22 protein-coding genes are annotated in these 19,662 nt (G+C 67.9%); 18 read left to right on the top strand and 4 right to left on the bottom strand.

Annotation, left to right across the window (positions count from 1 at the left end; genetic code table 11):
- Positions 1-11: 11 nt before the first annotated feature.
- Positions 12-1,064, bottom strand: a complete 1,053-nt coding sequence (queA, locus tag WD026_RS10320; protein ID WP_425723569.1) for a tRNA preQ1(34) S-adenosylmethionine ribosyltransferase-isomerase QueA — start codon at positions 1,062-1,064, stop codon at positions 12-14.
- 66 nt (positions 1,065-1,130) lie between these two features.
- Between queA and recG the strand changes: the two genes are divergently transcribed.
- The 3 genes from recG to ubiA are packed head-to-tail and all read left to right on the top strand — an operon-like array spanning position 1,131 to position 5,083.
- Positions 1,131-3,215 (top strand): ATP-dependent DNA helicase RecG, encoded by a 2,085-nt coding sequence (gene recG / locus WD026_RS10315; protein ID WP_425723568.1) that lies wholly within the window; start codon positions 1,131-1,133, stop codon positions 3,213-3,215.
- A gap of 30 nt (positions 3,216-3,245) precedes the next feature.
- Positions 3,246-4,205: a LysR substrate-binding domain-containing protein gene (locus tag WD026_RS10310; protein ID WP_425723567.1), complete on the top strand. Its 960-nt coding sequence runs from the start codon at positions 3,246-3,248 to the stop codon at positions 4,203-4,205.
- Positions 4,205-5,083, top strand: a complete 879-nt coding sequence (ubiA, locus tag WD026_RS10305; protein WP_425723566.1) for a 4-hydroxybenzoate octaprenyltransferase — start codon at positions 4,205-4,207, stop codon at positions 5,081-5,083. The genes WD026_RS10310 and ubiA overlap by 1 nt, the downstream gene beginning before the upstream one ends.
- Before the next feature lie 30 nt (positions 5,084-5,113).
- On the opposite strand, the gene proC is transcribed toward ubiA, so the two are convergent.
- Genes proC through WD026_RS10290 form a run of 3 tightly spaced genes read right to left on the bottom strand, consistent with a single transcriptional unit; the run spans position 5,114 to position 8,298 of the window.
- Complete coding sequence (gene proC / locus WD026_RS10300) at positions 5,114-5,953, bottom strand: pyrroline-5-carboxylate reductase (RefSeq protein ID WP_425723565.1); 840 nt, start codon at positions 5,951-5,953, stop codon at positions 5,114-5,116.
- Positions 5,954-5,993: 40 nt separating this feature from the next.
- Positions 5,994-7,487, bottom strand: coding sequence for a glycerol kinase GlpK (gene glpK, locus WD026_RS10295; RefSeq protein ID WP_425723564.1), 1,494 nt, complete (start codon positions 7,485-7,487; stop codon positions 5,994-5,996).
- A 34-nt stretch (positions 7,488-7,521) separates the two neighbouring features.
- Positions 7,522-8,298 (bottom strand): DeoR/GlpR family DNA-binding transcription regulator, encoded by a 777-nt coding sequence (locus tag WD026_RS10290; protein ID WP_425723563.1) that lies wholly within the window; start codon positions 8,296-8,298, stop codon positions 7,522-7,524.
- Positions 8,299-8,458: 160 nt separating this feature from the next.
- Between WD026_RS10290 and WD026_RS10285 the strand changes: the two genes are divergently transcribed.
- The 15 genes from WD026_RS10285 to rpsE all read left to right on the top strand — a co-directional run bounded on the left by WD026_RS10285 (position 8,459) and on the right by rpsE (position 19,655).
- Positions 8,459-9,541, top strand: a complete 1,083-nt coding sequence (locus WD026_RS10285; RefSeq protein WP_425723562.1) for an ABC transporter ATP-binding protein — start codon at positions 8,459-8,461, stop codon at positions 9,539-9,541.
- Positions 9,541-10,614, top strand: a complete 1,074-nt coding sequence (locus WD026_RS10280) for an ABC transporter ATP-binding protein (RefSeq protein ID WP_425723561.1) — start codon at positions 9,541-9,543, stop codon at positions 10,612-10,614. Before WD026_RS10285 ends, WD026_RS10280 begins: the two co-directional genes overlap by 1 nt.
- Entirely contained in the window at positions 10,611-11,504 is an 894-nt protein-coding gene (locus tag WD026_RS10275; protein ID WP_425723560.1) for a carbohydrate ABC transporter permease, read from the top strand. Before WD026_RS10280 ends, WD026_RS10275 begins: the two co-directional genes overlap by 4 nt.
- On the top strand, positions 11,497-12,309 hold the full coding sequence (locus WD026_RS10270) for a carbohydrate ABC transporter permease (protein WP_086118909.1): 813 nt from the start codon (positions 11,497-11,499) through the stop codon (positions 12,307-12,309). The genes WD026_RS10275 and WD026_RS10270 overlap by 8 nt, the downstream gene beginning before the upstream one ends.
- A gap of 10 nt (positions 12,310-12,319) precedes the next feature.
- On the top strand, positions 12,320-12,628 hold the full coding sequence (locus WD026_RS10265; RefSeq protein ID WP_425723559.1) for a DUF2160 domain-containing protein: 309 nt from the start codon (positions 12,320-12,322) through the stop codon (positions 12,626-12,628).
- Between the two features lie 100 nt (positions 12,629-12,728).
- Positions 12,729-14,462: an ABC transporter substrate-binding protein gene (locus WD026_RS10260; protein ID WP_425723558.1), complete on the top strand. Its 1,734-nt coding sequence runs from the start codon at positions 12,729-12,731 to the stop codon at positions 14,460-14,462.
- Positions 14,463-14,478: 16 nt separating this feature from the next.
- Positions 14,479-16,041, top strand: a complete 1,563-nt coding sequence (locus WD026_RS10255) for an FAD-dependent oxidoreductase (RefSeq protein WP_425723557.1) — start codon at positions 14,479-14,481, stop codon at positions 16,039-16,041.
- Positions 16,042-16,216: 175 nt separating this feature from the next.
- Positions 16,217-16,585, top strand: a complete 369-nt coding sequence (gene rplN, locus WD026_RS10250; RefSeq protein WP_009514936.1) for a 50S ribosomal protein L14 — start codon at positions 16,217-16,219, stop codon at positions 16,583-16,585.
- A 9-nt stretch (positions 16,586-16,594) separates the two neighbouring features.
- Positions 16,595-16,915 (top strand): 50S ribosomal protein L24, encoded by a 321-nt coding sequence (gene rplX, locus WD026_RS10245; RefSeq protein WP_425723556.1) that lies wholly within the window; start codon positions 16,595-16,597, stop codon positions 16,913-16,915.
- A 2-nt stretch (positions 16,916-16,917) separates the two neighbouring features.
- Entirely contained in the window at positions 16,918-17,457 is a 540-nt protein-coding gene (rplE, locus tag WD026_RS10240) for a 50S ribosomal protein L5 (protein WP_086119684.1), read from the top strand.
- A gap of 8 nt (positions 17,458-17,465) precedes the next feature.
- Positions 17,466-17,771 carry a 30S ribosomal protein S14 gene (rpsN, locus tag WD026_RS10235; RefSeq protein ID WP_086118904.1) on the top strand — a complete coding sequence of 102 codons (306 nt, stop codon included), beginning with the start codon at positions 17,466-17,468 and terminating at the stop codon, positions 17,769-17,771.
- Positions 17,772-17,789: 18 nt separating this feature from the next.
- On the top strand, positions 17,790-18,185 hold the full coding sequence (gene rpsH, locus WD026_RS10230) for a 30S ribosomal protein S8 (RefSeq protein WP_086118903.1): 396 nt from the start codon (positions 17,790-17,792) through the stop codon (positions 18,183-18,185).
- Between the two features lie 23 nt (positions 18,186-18,208).
- Positions 18,209-18,742: a 50S ribosomal protein L6 gene (rplF, locus tag WD026_RS10225; RefSeq protein ID WP_425723555.1), complete on the top strand. Its 534-nt coding sequence runs from the start codon at positions 18,209-18,211 to the stop codon at positions 18,740-18,742.
- Positions 18,743-18,753: 11 nt separating this feature from the next.
- Complete coding sequence (rplR, locus tag WD026_RS10220; protein WP_086118901.1) at positions 18,754-19,119, top strand: 50S ribosomal protein L18; 366 nt, start codon at positions 18,754-18,756, stop codon at positions 19,117-19,119.
- Between the two features lie 17 nt (positions 19,120-19,136).
- On the top strand, positions 19,137-19,655 hold the full coding sequence (rpsE, locus tag WD026_RS10215) for a 30S ribosomal protein S5 (protein ID WP_425723554.1): 519 nt from the start codon (positions 19,137-19,139) through the stop codon (positions 19,653-19,655).
- Positions 19,656-19,662: the final 7 nt, after the last annotated feature.

Genomic DNA, 19,662 nt, shown 5'->3' with positions numbered 1-19,662 from the left:
AAGCTCCTCGATCAGGATGAGGCGCGGGCCAGCAGCATGGCGTCGCCATAGCTGAAGAAGCGGTAGCGCTGCGCAATGGCGTGCGCGTACAGGTCCATCACCTGCCGGTGCCCGGCCAGGGCACTGATGAGCATCATGAGCGTGCTCTTGGGCAGGTGGAAGTTGGTGATGAGCAGGTCCACCACCCGGAACTCGAAGCCCGGCGTGATGAAGATGCTGGTGTCGCCCTCGGTCTGGCCGCTGCGGGCCCAGCTCTCCAGCGTGCGCACGCTGGTGGTCCCCACGGCCACCACCCGGCCGCCGCGCGCACGGCAGGCCTCGATGGCTGCAATGGTGGAGGCCGGCACCCGGTACCACTCGGCGTGCATGGTGTGTTCGGCGATGTTGTCGGTCTTGACCGGCTGGAAGGTGCCGGCCCCCACGTGCAGCGTGACCTCGGCGGTGTGCACCCCGCGTTCGCGCAGGGCGGCCAGCACGCCTTCGTCGAAGTGCAGGGCGGCGGTGGGAGCGGCCACGGCACCGGGGTTTCTGGCGAACACGGTCTGGTAGCGGCGTTCGTCGTCGGCCGTGTCCTCGTGGGTGATGTAGGGCGGCAGCGGCACATGGCCGTGGGCCTGCATCACCGCGTGCGGCTCCTGGCTGAAGCGGAAGCGGAACAGCGCGCCGTTGTCGTCGGGCCAGCGTCCCACCAGGGTGGCGGTGCAGCCACCGGCCAGGTGGATGACGCCACCCACGGCCGGCTTCTTGCTGACCTTCATGTGGGCCACCACCTCGTGGTCGGTCAGCACCCGCTCGACCAGCAGCTCCACCTTGCCGCCGGTGGACTTTTCGCCGAAGAGGCGGGCCTTGATGACCTGGGTGTCGTTGAACACCAGCAGATCGCCGGGCTGCAGCAGGCCGGGCAGGTCGCGGAACACGCGGTCCACCGGGGCAGCACCGGTGCCGTCCAGCAGGCGCGAGGCGCTGCGTTCGGCGGCGGGGTGCTGGGCGATCAGTTCGGGGGGCAGGGCGAAATCGAAGTCACCCAGGGTGAAGGCGCGGGGCGCCGCAGGAGAGGAGGTCATGCTGCTTGAGGGCCGGACGGACCCGTTCCAAGTGGAGGGGAGGGGAGCGGAAGGCACAATTATCCGATGCCCGCCGCGCCCACCGCCCCGACCGAGAAAAAGCCGCTGTCCGCGCCCCAGAAGGCGTTGCAGCGCCTGGGCCTGGTGCGCGACATCGACCTGGCCCTGCACCTGCCGTTGCGTTACGAGGACGAGACCCGCATCACCCCGCTGAACGAGGCGCGTGAAGGCCTGCCGGTGCAGATCGAGGGCACGGTGACCCACAGCGAAGTGCAGTACCGGCCGCGCAAGCAGCTGGTGGTCACGCTGGACGACGGCACCGACACCTGCACCCTGCGCTTCTTCAGCTTCTACCCGGCCCACCTCAAGACGCTGGCCGTGGGCGAACGCATCCGCGCCCGGGGCGAGCTGCGCGGCGGCTTCCTGGGCTGGACGCTGCTGCACCCGGCCTTCAGGGCCGCCAGCGGCGAGCTGCCGCAGGCCCTCACGCCGGTGTATCCCACCAGCGCCCAGCTGCCCCAGGCCTACCTGCGCAAGGTGGTGGCCAGCGGACTGAAACGCGCCGACCTGAGCGAGACGCTGCCGACGGACGTGCTGCAGTCCCTGCAGGCCGTGGTGCGCGGCGCCTGGACCCTGCGCCAGGCCCTGCAGTACCTGCACCACCCGGGGCCGGATGTGGCCCTGGCCGCGCTCGAAGACCGCAGCCACCCGGCCTGGCAGCGCCTGAAGGCCGAGGAGCTGCTGGCCCAGCAGCTCTCGCAGGCCATGGCCAAGCGCGAGCGCGATGCACTCACCGCGCCGGTGCTCCCCACCCGCCGCGGCGGCCTGCAGGAGCAGTTGCTGGCGGCCCTGCCGTTTGCGCTGACGGCCGCGCAACGCCGGGTGGTGGAAGAGATCCTGCTCGACCTGGCCCGCCCGGTGCCCATGCACCGCCTGCTGCAGGGCGACGTGGGTTCGGGCAAGACGGTGGTGGCTGCGCTGGCCGCCACCGTGGCCATCGACGCCGGCCGGCAGTGCGCCCTGATGGCGCCCACCGAGATCCTGGCCGAGCAGCACTTCGGCAAGCTGGTGGGCTGGCTGGAGCCCCTGCTGGCGCCCCTGGGCAAAAGGGTGGCCTGGCTCACCGGCAGCCAGAAAAAGGCCCAGCGCCAGGCCATGCTGGCCCTGATCGCCAGCGGCGAGGCCGCGCTGGTGGTGGGCACGCACGCCGTCATCCAGGACCAGGTGCAGTTCGCCGATCTGGCGCTGGCCATCATCGACGAGCAGCACCGTTTCGGTGTGGCGCAGCGGCTGGCGCTGCGCGCCAAGACCACGGCCGAACCGCACCTGCTCATGATGAGTGCCACGCCCATCCCGCGGACGCTGGCCATGAGCTACTACGCCGATCTGGACGTCTCCACCATCGACGAGCTGCCGCCCGGGCGCACGCCCATCGTCACCAAGGTGGTGAGCGACAGCCGCCGTGCCGAGGTGGTGGAACGCATCCGCGCCCAGCTCGATCAGGGCCGGCAGGTGTACTGGGTGTGCCCCCTCATCGAAGAAAGCGAGGCACTGGACCTGTCCAATGCCACGGCCACCCATGCCGAGCTCAGCCAGGCCCTGCCCGGCGTCATGGTGGGCCTGCTGCACTCGCGCATGCCGGTGGCCGAGAAGAAGGCGGTCATGTCGTTGTTTGCCGGTGGGCAGATGGGCGTGCTGGTGTCCACCACGGTCATCGAGGTCGGGGTGGACGTGCCCAACGCCTCGCTCATGGTCATCGAGCACGCCGAGCGTTTCGGCCTGAGCCAGCTGCACCAGCTGCGCGGCCGGGTGGGGCGCGGGGCGGCCGCGTCGGCCTGCGTGCTCATGTACACCCCGCCCGAGAGCGGCCGGCTGGGCGAGACCGCCCGCGAGCGCCTGCGCGCCATGGCCGAGACCAACGACGGCTTCGAGATCGCCCGCCGCGACCTGGAGATCCGCGGCCCCGGCGAATTCCTGGGCGCGCGCCAGTCAGGTGCCCCGCTGCTGCGCTTTGCCGATCTGGCCACCGACACCCACCTGCTGGCCTGGGCCCGCGAAGCCGCCGCCCTCATGCTTGACCGCCACCCCGAAGCCGCCGACCGCCATGTGGCCCGCTGGCTGGGCAGCAAGGCGGAATACCTGAAAGCCTGATCGGGCGGCGCAGGGGGGCACAATATCCGGATGACGTTGACCGAACTCAAGTACATCGTGGCTGTGGCGCGCGAAAAGCACTTCGGCAAGGCCGCCGAGGCCTGCTTCGTGTCGCAGCCCACCTTGTCGGTGGCCATCAAGAAGCTGGAAGAAGAGCTGGAGCTCAAGATCTTCGAGCGCAACGCCACCGAGATCGCCGTCACGCCGCTGGGCGAAGAGATCGTGCGCCAGGCCCAGACGGTGCTGGAGCAGGCGGCGGCCATCAAGGAGATCGCCAAGCGCGGCAAGGACCCGCTGGCCGGCCCGCTCAAGCTGGGCGTGATCTACACCATCGGCCCCTACCTGCTGCCCGACCTGGTTCGCCACGTGATCGACCGCACCCCGCAGATGCCGCTGATGCTGCAGGAGAACTTCACCTCGCGCCTGCTGGAGCAGCTGCGCCTGGGCGAGATCGACTGCGCCATCCTGGCCGAGCCCTTCCCCGACACCAACCTGGCCCTGGCCCCGCTGTACGACGAGCCCTTCCTGGCCGCCGTGCCGCACACCCACCCGCTGGCCGCGCAGGACCACATCACCAGCGAGCAGCTCAAGCGCGAGACCATGCTGCTGCTGGGCACCGGGCACTGCTTCCGCGACCATGTGCTGGAGGTGTGCCCTGAATTCGCCCGCTTCTCCAACGACACCGAAGGCATCCGCAAGAGCTTCGAGGGTTCGTCGCTGGAGACCATCAAGCACATGGTGGCCGCCGGCATGGGCGTGACCCTGGTGCCGCGCCTGTCGGTGCCGACCTCGGCGCTGGAGGGCGCGCCCAACCCGGGGCAGGACTTCGGTGATTCCGCCTACGTGCGCTACCTGCCCTTCCAGGGCGAGGCGCCCACCCGCCGAGTGGTGCTGGCCTGGCGGCGCAGCTTCACGCGGTACGAGGCCATCGCCGAACTGCGCAACGCCATCTACGCCTGCGAGCTGCCGGGCGTCAAACGCCTGTCCTGATGACCACGCTGCCGATGGACCGGCCCTCCCGCCTGTCGCTCTACCTCGACCTGATCCGCTGGAACCGCCCGGCCGGCTGGCTGCTGCTGCTGTGGCCCACGCTGGCCGCGCTGTGGGTGGCGGCGGGCGGCTTTCCGGGCTGGCACCTGCTGGCGGTGTTCACGCTGGGCACCATCCTCATGCGCAGCGCCGGCTGCTGCATCAACGACGTGGCCGACCGCGACTTCGACCGCCACGTCAAGCGCACCGCCCAGCGCCCGGTCACCAGCGGCCGTGTGGGCGTGCGCGAGGCGCTGGCCGTGGGGGCGGTGCTGGCGCTGGCAGCCTTCGGTCTGGTGCTCACCACCAACACGGTCACCGTGTTGTGGTCGTTCGCCGCACTCGCCGTGACCTTGATCTATCCCTACGCCAAGCGCTTCGTGTCCATGCCGCAGGCGGTGCTGGGCGTGGCCTTCAGCTTCGGCATTCCCATGGCGTTTGCGGCCGTGCAGCAGCAGGTGCCGCCGCTGGCCTGGGGGCTGCTGGTGGCCAACCTGTTCTGGGTGCTGGCCTACGACACCGAGTACGCCATGGTCGATCGCGACGACGACCTGAAGATCGGCATGAAGACCTCGGCCATCACCCTGGGCCGGGCCGATGTGCCGGCCATTGCCGCCTTCTACGGCGTGTGGCTGGCGGCCTGGACGGCGCTGCTGTGGCCGCTGGTGCAGGCGCGCCCGTGGGTCTGGGGCCTGACCCTGCTGGTGGCGCTGGCCCAGGTGGGCTGGCATGTGCGGCTGATCGCCGACCGCAGCCGCGAGGGCTGCTTCCGCGCCTTCCGCACCAACCACTGGCTGGGCTTGACCGTGTTTGCCGGCACCGCGCTGGTGCTGGCCTGAGGCGCGGCGGCCTCGACAGCCAGGGCCGGTTCAGCCGCCGTATTCGCGGCCCAGTTCCTCGGCGCGCCGGCGCGCGGCCTCCAGCGCCATCTCGAACGACTCCTTCACCTGGGCCGCCTGCAGGGTGGTGATGGCGGCAAAGGTGGTGCCGCCCTTGGACGTGACCCGCTCGCGCAGGATCTGCGGCGGATCGTCCGAGCGTCGGGCCAGCGTGGCCGCACCGATGAAGGTGCCGGTGGCCAGCTGCAGGGCCAGTTCGGGCGACAGGCCCATGTTCTCGCCGGCATCCCGCATGGCTTCCAGGAAATAGAACACATAGGCCGGACCGGAGCCGGACAGGGCGGTCACGGCATCGAGGTCCTGCTCCACCGGCACCCAGGCCAGTTCGCCGGTGGTGCGCACCACCTGTTCGACCAGGGTGCGGTCGTCGTCACCGGCGTCGTCGCGGGCGAACAGACCGGTCATGCCCAGGCCGACCAGGGCCGGCGTGTTGGGCATGGCCCGCACGATGCGGCCGGTGCCCAGCCAGGCGGTCATGCTGTCGGTGGTGATGCCGGCGGCCACGCTCAGGTGCAGGGCGCCCTGCAGGTGGGCGGCGCTGGCCAGGGCGGCTTCCCGGAAGGTCTGGGGTTTGACCGCCCAGACCACCATGTCGGAGGCTTTCAGCCCGGGGCCGGCGGCCGGGTGCAGGGCCACGCCGGGAAACTGCTGTGCCAGACGGCTGCGTTGCTCGTCCCAGGGTTCGACCACCTGCAGGCGGGCGGGCGGGTGGCCCTGGCGCAGCAGGCCGCCGATGATGGCGCTGGCCATGTTGCCGCCGCCGATGAAAGTGATGAGGGGACTGTCGTTGGAAGGGGTGCGGGTGTTCATCCCTGCATTGTGGCTTGCGCGACCGGGCCGGAAGCGACGTTCAGGCGGCCACTGTCTGCCGCACGGCGTGTTCCCAGGCCGCCATGCGGGCCGAAGCCTCGGTGCGCGACAGCGTGGGGTGGAAAGTGCGCTCCGCACGCCACTGGGCGGACAGCTCCTCCAGACCGCCATACAGCCCGCAGTGCAGGCCGGCCAGGTAGGCCGCGCCCAGGGCGGTGGTCTCCACCACCTCGGGGCGCACCACCGGGATGCCCAGCAGGTCGGCCTGGATCTGCATGAGCAGGTCGTTGACGCAGGCGCCGCCGTCCACCCGCAGCTCGCTCACCGGCACGCCGCCGGCGGCCACCGCGTCGCGGCTCATGGCGTCCAGCAGGGCGGCGCTCTGGAAGGCGATGCTCTCCAGCGCCGCGCGGGCGATGTGGGCCATGGTGGTGCCCCGCGTCAGGCCGGTGATGCTGCCGCGCGCCTCGGGCTGCCAGTAGGGCGCGCCCAGCCCGGTGAAGGCCGGCACCAGCATCACGCCGCCGGCGTCCGGCACGCTCTCGGCCAGGGCCTGCACTTCGCTGCTCGACTCGATGGCGCGCAGCCCGTCGCGCAGCCACTGCACCACCGCACCGCCGATGAACACGCTGCCTTCCAGGGCGAACTGGGGGGCGCCCGGCGGCTGGGCGCAGGCGGTGGTGATGAGTCCGTTGCGGCTGGTCTGGAACTGCTGCCCGGTGTGCATGAGCATGAAGCAGCCGGTGCCGTAGGTGTTCTTGGCCATGCCGGCCTGGAAGCAGGCCTGGCCGAACAGCGCGCTCTGCTGGTCGCCGGCCACCCCGCCGATGGGCAGTTCGCTGCCCAGCCACTGCGCGTCCACCGTGCCGAAGTCCGCACTCGAAGGCAGCGACTCGGGCATGAGCAAGGCCGGAATGTTCAACAGGCCCAGCAGCTCGTCGTCCCAGCGCTGGGTGTTGATGTTGAACAGCAGCGTGCGGGCGGCGTTGCTGTGGTCGGTGACATGCCGTTTCCCGCCGGTGAGCTGCCAGATCAGCCAGCTGTCCACCGTGCCGAAGGCCAGTTCGCCGCGCTCGGCGGCGGCTCGCGCTCCCGGCACCTTGTCCAGGATCCACTGCAGCTTGGTGCCGGAGAAGTAGGCGTCGATGCGCAGGCCGGTGAGGGCCTGCACCCGGGCTTCGTGGCCGGCCTCGCGCAGGCGTGCGCAGGCGTCTTCGGCCCGGCGGTCCTGCCAGACGATGGCGTTGTAGACCGGCTCGCCGGTGCGGCGGTTCCACACCACCGTGGTCTCGCGCTGGTTGGTGATGCCCACGGCCTTCACGTCGGCGGCGCTCAGGCCGGCGTTCTTCAGGGCCTCGCGGGCGGTGGCCAGCTGGGTGGTCCAGAGGTCGCGCGGGTCGTGTTCCACCCAGCCGGGCTGGGGGTAGATCTGGCGGAACTCGCGCTGCGCCATGCTGACCACGCGGCCGGCGCGGTCGAACACGATGCTGCGCGAACTGGAGGTGCCCTGATCAAGGGCGAGCAGGTAACTCATGGATAGGTCCGGAAGTGGGGTGCGCTGCGGCCCGTCAGTGGAGGTCGCTGTCGGCCACCACGCATTCCACGTGGCTCTGGGCCAGCAGCTGGTCGAAGGGGGCCGGCGGTGCCCGGTCGGTGAACAGCAGGTCGAGTTCGTCCAGCCGGGCCAGCTCCACCATGGCCGGGCGGTTGAACTTGGTGTGGTCGGCCGCCAGCCAGACCTCGCGCGACTGGGCCACGATGGTACGGGCCACCTTGACCTCGCGGTAGTCGTAGTCGCGCAGGGTGCCGTCGGACTCGATGCCGCTGATGCCGATCAGGCCGATGTCGACCTTGAACTGGCGCATGAAATCCACCGTGGCCTCGCCCACGATGCCCTGGTCGGCGCCGCGCACCTGGCCGCCGGCCACGATGACCTCGCACTCCGGGTTGGCGCTCAGCAGCGAGGCGATGTGCAGGTTGTTGGTGATCACGCGCAGTCCCCGGTGGCGCAGCAGGCCGCGCGCCACCGCTTCGATGGTGGTGCCGATGTTGAGGATCAGCGAGCAGCCGTTGGGCACCCGCGCGGCCACGGCCCGCGCAATGGCCAGCTTGGCCTCGGCCTGCATGGCCTGGCGCTGGCGGTAGGCGATGTTTTCGGTGGTGGAGCTGGGCAGCCGCACGCCGCCATGAAAGCGCGCCAGCAGGCCGGCCTCGGCCAGCCGCTGCACGTCGCGCCGCACCGTCTGCAGGGTCACGCCGAAACGCTCGGACAGGGCTTCGATGGTCTGCGGCCCGTGGGCGCGCACCTCGTCGAGCAGGGCGGTGTGGCGGGGATTGAGGTTCATGGCGGGCGCGGCGGCAAGGTCCGGGGCACGAACATAACGGAAAAGGCAAAAGCCGCTTTCAGGGTAAATACCGAATAAAAACGAACACAAGCGAACAATAGAATCGCCAACTCGAAAGTGCTCGCCTTTCGCTTTGGGCGCTTTTTTTCGCTTCACATCCATGCAACTCAACCTGGAACACGTCGGCAAGACGGTCGGACCCGAGGTCCACCTCTATCCGCTGGACCTGTCGCTGGTGCCCGGCGCGGTCACGGTGCTGCTGGGTGCCACCCAGGCCGGCAAGACCAGTCTGATGCGCATCATGGCCGGCCTGGACACGGCCTCCAGCGGCCGCGTCACGGTGGACGGCCGCGACGTCACCCGCGCCTCGGTGCGCGAGCGCAACGTGGCCATGGTCTACCAGCAGTTCGTCAACTACCCGTCCATGACGGTGGCGCAGAACATCGCCTCGCCGCTCAAGCTGCGGGGCGAGAAGGACATCGAGCGCCGCGTGCACGAACTGGCCGAGAGGCTGCACATCGACCCCTTCCTGGAGCGCCTGCCGGCCGAGCTGTCCGGCGGCCAGCAGCAACGCGTGGCGCTGGCCCGCGCCCTGGCCAAGCGCGCCCCGCTGATGCTGCTGGACGAGCCCCTGGTCAACCTGGACTACAAGCTGCGCGAAGAGCTGCGCGACGAACTCACCGCGCTGTTCGCCAGCGGCGATTCGACCGTGGTGTACGCCACCACCGAGCCGGGCGAGGCCCTGCTGCTGGGCGGCTTCACGGCCGTCATGGACGCCGGCGAGCTGCTGCAGTACGGCCCCACCGCCGAGGTGTTCCATGCGCCGCAGAGCATCCGCGTGGCGCGGGCCTTCAGCGATCCGCCCATGAACCTGGTGCCGGCCGAGGCGGTGGAGGGTGGCGTGCGGCTGGCGGGTGGCGCGACCTGGCCGGTGGAGCTGCCGGCGGGTTCGCCCCGCCAGCTGGTGCTGGGCGTGCGCGCCGGTGCCCTGCGCCCCCGGCGGCGTGACGGCGATCTGGCCCTGGCCGGTCAGGTGGAGCTGGCGGAGATTGCCGGCTCCGACACCTTCGTGCACCTGCACAGCCCGGTGGGCGAGCTGGTGGCCCAGCTCACTGGCGTGCACAACCTGGACCTGGGCACGGCGATCACGCTGTACCTGGACCCGCGCCAGGTGTTCGTGTTCGACGCTGCCGGCCCGCTGCTGCGCGCAGCGCAGCGCAACGCAACCGGAGGGCGCGGCTGATGGCCCTGATCGAACTCGACCTGGCGCACGCCTACCGTGCCCACCCGCAGCGCGACGAGGACTACGCGCTGCTGCCGCTCAAGATGAGCTTCCGCGATGGCGGCGCCTATGCGCTGCTCGGCCCCTCGGGCTGCGGCAAGACCACCATGCTCAACATCATGTCGGGGCTGCTCACGCCCTCGCAGGGCACGGTGAAGTTCGACGGGCGTGACGTGACCCGTCAGACCCCGCAGCAGCGCAACATCGCGCAGGTGTTCCAGTTCCCGGTCATCTACGACACCATGACCGTGGCCGAGAACCTGGCATTCCCGCTGAAGAACCGCAAGGTGCCCGCCGCCGAGATCCGCGAGCGCGTGGGCCGCATTGCCGAGATGCTGGAGATGAGCCACCAGCTCGACATGCGCGCCGCCGGCCTGTCGGCCGACCAGAAGCAGAAGATCTCGCTGGGCCGCGGCCTGGTGCGGCCGGACGTGTCGGCCGTGCTGTTCGACGAGCCGCTGACCGTGATCGACCCCCACCTCAAGTGGCAGCTGCGGCGCAAGCTCAAGCAGATCCACCACGAGCTCAAGCTCACGCTGATCTACGTCACGCACGACCAGATCGAGGCCCTGACCTTTGCCGACGAGGTGGTGGTCATGTCGCGCGGGCGGGCGGTGCAGGTCGGCACGGCCGAAGCCCTGTTCGAGCGGCCGGAGCACACCTTCGTGGGCCACTTCATCGGCTCGCCGGGCATGAACTTCCTGCCGGCCAAAGGCGAAGGTGGTGCGGTGCGCGTGCTGGACCGGCTGCTGCCGGTGCCGGGCCGCCAGCTGCCCCCCGGCGAACTGCGCCTGGGCATCCGTCCCGAATACCTCGACATCGGCCTGGAAGGCGAGGCCGGCACCCTGCCGGCGCGCGTGGGCCGGGTGCAGGACATCGGCACCAGCACCATGGTGACCTGCGAGGCCGGCGGACACCTGCTCAAGGTGCGGCTGGCGGCCGAACGCCACGCGCCGGCGGTGGGCGACACGGTGCACCTGCGGCTGATCGACACCCACACCTGCTTCTACCAGGACGAGAGGCTGATCCCATGAGCCAGACCTTGAAACCCGTGAACCAGAAAGCCTGGTGGCTGGTGCTGCCGGTGGTGCTGTGCGTGGCCTTCTCGGCCGTGCTGCCGCTCATGACGGTGGTGAACTACTCGGTGCAGGACATCTTCTCGCCGGACCGCCGCGTGTTCGTCGGCACCGAATGGTTCGTGGCGGTGATGCGCGACGAGGAGCTGCACCTGGCGCTGTGGCGGCAGATCCAGTTCTCGCTGGCGGTGCTGCTGGTGGAGATTCCGCTGGGCATCGCGCTGGCGCTGTCCATGCCCTCGCGCGGCTGGCAGTCCTCGGCGGTGCTGGTGATCGTGGCGCTGTCGCTGCTGATCCCGTGGAACGTGGTGGGCACCATCTGGCAGATCTTCGGCCGCGCCGACATCGGCCTGCTGGGCTACTACCTGGAGAAGGCGGGCTTTGATTACAGCTACACCGGCAACCCGGACCACGCCTGGTGGACCGTGCTGGCCATGGACGTGTGGCACTGGACGCCGCTGGTGGCCCTGCTGGCCTATGCCGGCCTGCGCAGCATCCCCGACGCCTACTACCAGGCCGCCAGCATCGACGGCGCCAGCAAGTGGGCGGTGTTCCGCTACATCCAGCTGCCCAAGATGAGGGGCGTGCTCATGATCGCGGTGCTGCTGCGCTTCATGGACAGCTTCATGATCTACACCGAGCCCTTCGTGCTCACCGGCGGCGGCCCCGGCAACGCCACCACCTTCCTGTCCCAGTACCTCACCACCAAGGCGGTCGGCCAGTTCGACCTGGGCCCGGCCGCCGCCTTCTCGCTGATCTACTTCCTCATCATCCTGCTGTTCTGCTTCGTGCTCTACAACTGGATGCAGAGCCTGGGCCAGGCCCAGAAGGAGTCCGGCCATGAATGAACGCCGCTTCAAGAAGAGGACGCTGTTCCTCCTGGCCTATCTGGTGTTCGCGCTGCTGCCGATCTACTGGATGCTCAACATGAGCTTCAAGACGAACGAGGAAATCCTGTCCTCGTTCACCCTGTGGCCCGCGCAGTTCACCTGGGCCAACTACAAGACCATCTTCACCGACCCGTCCTGGTACTCGGGCTACATCAACAGCCTGATCTATGTGGGCATCAACACCGCCATCTCGCTGACGGTGGCGCTGCCGGCGGCCTACGCCTTCAGCCGCTACCGCTTCCTGGGCGACAAGCATGTGTTCTTCTGGCTGCTGACCAACCGCATGACGCCGCCGGCCGTGTTCCTGCTGCCCTTCTTCCAGCTCTACACCACGCTGGGCCTGATGGACACGCACATCGCGGTGGCCATGGCGCACCTGCTGTTCAACGTGCCGCTGGCGGTCTGGATCCTGGAAGGCTTCATGAGCGGCATCCCGCGCGAGATCGACGAGACCGCCTACATCGACGGCTACAGCTTCCCGCGCTTCTTCTTCACCATCTTCCTGCCCCTCATCAAGGCGGGCGTGGGCGTGGCCGCGTTCTTCTGCTTCATGTTCAGCTGGGTCGAGCTGCTGCTGGCCCGCACGCTGACCAGCGTGAACGCCAAGCCCATCGTCGCCACCATGACCCGCACCGTGAGCGCCAGCGGCATGGACTGGGCCACGCTGGCTGCCGCCGGCGTGCTGACCATCGTGCCGGGTGCCATCGTCATCTGGTTTGTCCGTCACTACATCGCGAAGGGTTTCGCGATGGGCCGCGTCTGAAGGAGCCGACATGTTTGCCTGGATGGTCTGGACCACGCCGGTGGCGGTCTTCTTCATCTGCATCGCCCTCATGCTGATCGGCATGACGTTGTGGGAGATCCGCTCCCCCACCACCGAGCGCAAGGGCTTCCTGCCCATGAAGACCACGCGCGGCGACCGCCTGTTCGTGGGCCTGCTCGGGGCGGCCTACATCAACCTGGCGTTTGTCGGCATGGCCGGCTGGATCGCCGAGCGCCTGTCGATGGCCGACGAACCCAGCGTGTGGGTGAGCTTCGGCATCTCCATCGTCTGGCTGCTGCTGGTCATGCGCAAGGGTTGACCCGACGGCACTGCCTTTCCCTTTTCCGATTCGGCCCGATCGCTGCCCCGGGGCCGAGCCTGCGTTCCCGACCGGGGCAGCCAACACAGAGGAGACATTCATGAAAGTGCGTCATACCGCCCTGGCGCTGGCATCGCTGCTGGCCCTGGGTTCTCTGCCCGCCTGGGCCGACGAAGCCGCCGCCAAGAAGTGGATCGACAGCGAGTTCCAGCCTTCCACCCTGAGCAAGGCCCAGCAGACGGCCGAACTCAAGTGGTTCATCGACGCCGCGGCCAAGCTCAAGGCCAAGGGCGTGAAGGAAATTTCGGTGGTCTCCGAGACCATCACCACCCACGAGTACGAGTCCAAGACCCTGGCCAAGGCCTTCGAGGAAATCACCGGCATCAAGGTCAAGCACGACCTGATCCAGGAAGGTGACGTGGTCGAGAAGCTGCAGACCTCCATGCAGTCGGGCAAGAGCATCTATGACGGCTGGATCTCCGATTCCGACCTGATCGGTACCCACTACCGCTACGGCAAGATCATGAACCTGACCGACTACATGGCCGGTTCGGGCAAGGAGTTCACCAACCCCGGCATCGACATCAAGGACTACATCGGCACCAAGTTCACCACCGGTCCGGACGGCAAGCTCTACCAGCTGCCCGACCAGCAGTTCGCCAACCTGTACTGGTTCCGCGCCGACCTGTTCGATCGCAAGGACCTCAAGGACAAGTTCAAGGCCAAGTACGGCTACGACCTGGGCGTGCCGCTGAACTGGAGCGCCTACGAGGACATCGCCGAGTTCTTCACCAACGACGTGAAGCAGATCGACGGCAAGCCCATCTACGGCCACATGGACTACGGCAAGAAGGACCCGTCGCTGGGCTGGCGCTTCACCGACGCCTGGCTGTCCATGGCCGGCACCGCCGACATCGGCGCGCCCAACGGCCTGCCGATCGACGAGTGGGGCATCCGCGTGGCCGCCGACAAGTGCACCCCGGTGGGCGCCAGTGTCTCGCGTGGCGGCGCCACCAACTCGCCGGCTGCCGTCTACGCCCTCACCAAGTACGTGGACTGGATGAAGAAGTACGCGCCCAAGGAAGCCACCGGCATGACCTTCGGCGAAGCCGGCCCGGTGCCGGCGCAGGGTCAGATCGCGCAGCAGATCTTCTGGTACACCGCCTTCACCGCCGACATGACCAAGCCCGGCCTGCCGGTGGTCAATGCCGACGGCACCCCGAAGTGGCGCATGGCTCCCGGCCCCAACGGCCCGTACTGGAAGCAGGGCATGCAGAACGGCTACCAGGACGTGGGCAGCTGGACCTTCTTCAAGGACCACGACGCCAACAAGACGGCCGCCGCCTGGCTCTACGCCCAGTTCGTGACCGCCAAGACGGTGTCGCTCAAGAAGACCCTGGTCGGCCTGACCCCGATCCGCGAGTCCGACATCCAGAGCAAGGCCATGACCGACATGGCGCCCAAGCTGGGTGGTCTGGTCGAGTTCTACCGTTCGCCCGCCCGCGTGGCCTGGAGCCCGACCGGCACCAACGTGCCCGACTACCCCAAGCTGGCCCAGCTCTGGTGGCAGAACGTGGCCCAGGCCGTGACCGGCGAGAAGACCCCGCAGGCCGCCATGGACAGCCTGGCCGATCAGATGGACCAGGTGATGGGCCGTCTGGAGCGTGCCGGCATGGAGCGCTGCGCGCCCAAGCTCAACAAGAAGGAGAGCCCGGACAAGTGGCTGAGCGACAAGGCCGCCCCGTGGAAGAAGCTGGCCAACGAGAAGCCCAAGGGCGAGACCATCGCCTACGAGCAGCTGCTCAACGCCTGGAAAGCCGGCAAGGCCCGTTGATCGGTACGGCATCCGCATGATCCGCGAAGAGCGCCTCGCCTCCCTGTCGCCCGACACGCCCGTCGACCTGCTGGTCGTCGGTGGCGGCGCGACCGGCCTGGGCGTGGCGCTCGACGCGGTGCTGCGGGGTTTTTCCGTCGTGCTGGCCGAGTCGCACGACTTTGCGGGAGGCACGTCCTCCCGCTCCACCAAATTGCTGCACGGCGGCGTGCGTTATCTGGCCCAGGGCAACCTCTCGCTGGTGCGGGAAGCCCTGGCCGAACGCGCCACCGTGCTCAGCGTCGCGCCCCACCTGGCGCAGCCGCTGCCCTTCGTCATGCCGTCCTACCGCTGGTGGCAGACGCCTTTTTATGGTCTGGGCCTCAAGCTCTACGACCTGCTGGCCGGCAAGGCCGGCCTGGGCCGGACCGAATTCCTCTCGCGTGCCGAGGCGCTGCAGGCCCTGCCCGGGGTGCAGGAGCGCGGCCTGCGCGGCGGCGTGCAGTACTGGGACGGCCAGTTCGACGACGCCCGGCTGGCCCTGGCCCTGGCGCGCACCGCCGAAGCAGCGGGGGGCCGCCTGTTCAACTACCTGGAGGTCACCGGCCTGCAGGCCGACGGTGAACTGACCCGGGCGGACCTGAAGGACCGCTTGACCGGAACGGGGTACGGCGTGCGCGCCCGCTGCGTGGTCAATGCCACCGGGGTGTGGGTGGACGCGCTGCGCAGCGCCGCCGGCACGCCCTCGCGCATGGTGAGCCCGAGCCAGGGCGTGCATGTGGTGGTCGACCGCGACTTCCTGCCCGGCCGCCATGCCTTGCTGGTGCCGCGCACCCGGGACGGCCGCGTGCTGTTTGCCGTGCCGTGGCTGGGCAAGCTCATCCTGGGCACCACCGACACACCCCGCACCGACCTGCCCCGCGAGCCCGATGCCTTTGCCGAAGAGCTGGAGTTCATCCTGAGCGAAGCCGGCCAGGCCTTGAGCCGACCGGTGCGCCGGCGCGACATCCGCAGCCTGTGGGTGGGCCTGCGACCGCTGGTGGCGCCGCCCACATCCGCCGACGGCGAGACCCGCACCCTCTCCCGCGAGCACACCATCGTCATCGATGGCCGCCTGGTCACCGTCACCGGCGGCAAATGGACCACCTACCGCGCCATGGCCGAAGACGTCATGACCCGGTGCTTCGAGGCCGGGCTGCTGCCGGCCCGACCCGCAGGCCAGACCCGGGCGCACCCGCTGGTGGGGGCACCTGGCGACAAGGCCTCGCCGATGCCGCTGCATGCCGCCCCTGGAATGCACCTTTTTGGTGCGGAAGCGCCGGATGTCGCCGCCTGTGGCGCTTCCACCGTCTTGGGCATGGGGCTGACCGAGGCCATGGTCCGCCATGCCTTTCGCCACGAGCACGCGCGCACCGTCGAGGATGTCCTGGCGCGCCGCTGGCGGTCGTTGTTCCTGGATGCCACCGAAGCCGCCCGCATGGCCCCCGCCGTGGCGGCCGTGCTGGCCGACGAGGCTGTGCGCGCCGGGCAAAGTGCCCGCCCGGCCGCCGATCTGGATGATTTTCTGGCGTTGTGCCGGCGCTACCTCCCCGTCGCTTGACAGCCACTGCAGGGCATGCCATACTACGCGGCTTCGCTGTAAAAAGCGGATAGCTTTCTGCCCACCGAAGGGTGGTGGCCGGCATCAAACACCGGTTGCTGCCTGTACGACGGGCCCAAGACTGATCACCTCCGACCACGGTGGCTGGAGGGATTCAAGTTGGGACTTAAATCAAATGATCCAAACGCAATCTCGACTCGATGTTGCTGACAACACGGGTGCCAAGTCCGTGATGTGCATCAAGGTGCTCGGCGGCTCCAAGCGCCGTTACGCCAGCGTGGGCGATGTCATCAAAGTCAGCATCAAGGAAGCAGCGCCCCGTGGCCGCGTCAAAAAAGGCGAGGTTTACAACGCTGTGGTGGTCCGCACCGCCAAGGGCATCCGCCGCCAGGACGGCGCGCTGATCAAATTCGATGGCAACGCCGCTGTGTTGCTCAACGCCAAGCTGGAGCCCATCGGCACCCGCATCTTCGGCCCGGTCACGCGCGAACTGCGTACCGAGAAGTTCATGAAGATCGTGTCCCTGGCGCCCGAGGTTCTCTGAGGAATCAACATGAACAAGATCCGTAGTGGCGATGAAGTCATCGTGATCGCTGGCCGCGACAAGGGCAAGCGGGGCAAGGTCCTGCAGCGCACCGACGAGGACCGCGTGGTCGTCGAGGGCGTGAACATCGTCAAGAAGCACGCCAAGCCGAACCCCATGAAGGGCGTGGCCGGCGGCATCATCGAAAAGACCATGCCGATCCACCAGTCCAACATCGCCATCTTCAATGGCGCCACGGGCAAGGCCGATCGCGTGGGTGTGAAGGTCCTGGCAGACGGCAAGAAAGTGCGCGTCTACAAGTCCAGCGGCGAAGAGATCAAGGTGGCATGACCATGGCACGCTTTCAAGACATCTACCGCGACAAGGTCGCACCCGAGCTGGTCACCAAGTTTGGCTACAAGTCGGTCATGGAGGTGCCCCGCATCACCAAGATCACGCTGAACATGGGCGTGAGCGAAGCCGTGGCCGACAAGAAGGTCATGGACAACGCCGTGGGCGACCTGACCAAGATCTCCGGCCAGAAGCCGGTGGTCACCAAGGCCAAGAAGGCCATCGCCGGTTTCAAGATCCGCGAGCAGCAGCCCATCGGCTGCATGGTCACCCTGCGTGGCGCCCGCATGTACGAATTCCTGGACCGTTTCGTCACCGTGGCCCTGCCCCGCGTGCGCGACTTCCGTGGCATCTCGGGTCGTTCGTTCGATGGCCGTGGCAACTACAACATCGGCGTCAAGGAACAGATCATCTTCCCCGAGATCGAGTACGACAAGGTCGATGCCCTGCGCGGCCTGAACATCAGCATCACGACAACCGCCAAGACCGACGAAGAGTGCAAGGCACTGCTGGCTGGTTTCCGTTTCCCGTTCAAGAACTGAGGTGGCGCGTGGCTAAACAAGCACTACTCCAACGTGAACTCAAGCGCGAGAAGCTCGCCGCCAAGTTCGCCAACAAATACAACGAGCTCAAGGCCATCGCCGGTGACGCCAAGCGTTCCGACGAGGAACGCGACGCTGCCCGCCTGGCTCTGCAGAAACTGCCCCGCAACGCCAACCCGACCCGCCAGCGCAACCGCTGCGAGATCACCGGTCGTCCGCGCGGCACCTTCAACTACTTCGGTCTGGCCCGTGCCAAGGTTCGCGAGATGGCATTTGCCGGCGAGATCCCTGGCGTGACCAAAGCCAGCTGGTAAGCCTTAGGAGAACCCCACATGAGCATGAGTGATCCTATCGCCGACATGTTGACCCGCATCCGCAACGCGCAAGCCGTCGAAAAGGCTTCCGTGTCGATGCCGTCGTCCAAAGTCAAGGCAGCGATTGCCCAGGTCCTGAAGGACGAGGGCTACATCGACGGCTTCCAGGTCAAGACCGATGGTGGCAAGAGCGAACTCGAGATTTCCCTCAAGTACTACGCCGGCCGCCCCGTCATCGAGCGCATCGAGCGCGTCAGCCGTCCTGGCCTGCGCATCTACCGCGGCCGTGACGCCATCCCCCAGGTCATGAACGGTCTGGGCGTCGCCATCGTCACCACCCCGAAGGGCGTGATGACCGATCGCAAGGCCCGCGCCTCCGGCGTGGGTGGCGAAGTCCTGTGTTACGTCGCCTGACGCGGGCATTGAGGAGAGACTGAATGTCACGTATTGGAAAACTGCCCGTCGCCGTCCCCGCCGGGGTCGATGTCGCGGTGAACGACACGCAGGTGAACGTCAAGGGTGCACTCGGTGCCCTGAGCCTGAACCTGAACCCGCTGGTCAAGATCGAGAACAAGGCCGGTTCGCTGACTTTCGTCCCGGTGGACGAGTCCCGCGAAGCCAACGCCATGTCCGGTACCCTGCGCCAGCTGGTCAACAACATGGTCAACGGTGTGAGCAAGGGCTTCGAGAAGAAGCTTAGCCTGATCGGCGTGGGCTACAAGGCCCAGGCACAAGGCGCCAAGCTCAATCTGAACGTGGGCTTCTCCCACCCGGTCGTCATCGACATGCCGGCCGGCATCAAGGTGGAAACCCCCACGCCGACCGAAATCGTCATCAAGGGTGCCGACCGCCAGACCGTGGGTCAGATCGCCGCCGAGGTTCGCGCTGTCCGTCCTCCCGAGCCCTACAAGGGCAAGGGCATCCGTTATGCGGATGAGAAGGTCGTGATCAAGGAAACCAAGAAGAAATAAGGACGCCGATCATGCTGACCAAAAAAGAGCAACGCCTGCGTCGCGCCCGTCAGACCCGCATCCGCATCGCCCAGCAGGGCGCCGTGCGTCTGACGGTGAACCGCACCAACCTGCACATCTACGCCAACGTCATCTCCGACGATGGTTCCCGTGTGCTGGCCTCGGCCTCCACCGCCGAAGCCGAAGTCCGCGCCCAGCTGGGTGCTTCCGGCAAGGGCGGCAACGCCGCTGCCGCTGCACTGATCGGCAAGCGCATCGCCGAGAAGGCCAAGGCCGCCGGCATCGAGAAGGTCGCCTTCGACCGCTCCGGTTTCGCCTACCACGGTCGCGTCAAGGCTCTGGCCGACGCAGCCCGTGAAGCCGGCCTGCAGTTCTGATCGGACGGGATACCAAAATGGCTAAATTTCAGGCAAACATCAAGAACGAAGCGAACGACGACGGTCTGCGCGAGAAGATGATCGCGATCAACCGCGTGACCAAGGTGGTCAAGGGCGGTCGCATCCTCGGTTTCGCAGCACTGACCGTGGTCGGTGACGGCGATGGCCGCGTCGGCATGGGCAAGGGCAAGGCCCGCGAAGTGCCGGTCGCCGTGCAGAAGGCCATGGAGCAGGCCCGCCGCAACATGATTAAGGTGTCCCTGCGCAACGGTTCGCTGCACCACAGCGTGACCGGCGAGCACGGTGCCGCCAACGTCATGATGCTGCCCGCCGTCAAGGGTACCGGCATCATCGCCGGTGGTCCGATGCGTGCCGTGTTCGAGGTGCTGGGTGTGACCGACGTCGTGGCCAAGAGCCATGGCTCGAGCAACCCGTACAACCTCGTGCGCGCCACCCTGGACGCCCTGAAGAACTCGACCACCCCCTCCGAAGTCGCCGCCAAGCGTGGCAAGTCGGTGGAAGACATCCTGGGTTGATAGGAAC

The organism is Hydrogenophaga sp. R2, assembly GCF_049843595.1.
GTDB lineage: Bacteria > Pseudomonadota > Gammaproteobacteria > Burkholderiales > Burkholderiaceae_C > Hydrogenophaga.
The sequence above is the reverse complement of the archived record's forward strand: the minus strand, read 5'-3'. Positions and strand labels throughout refer to the sequence as shown.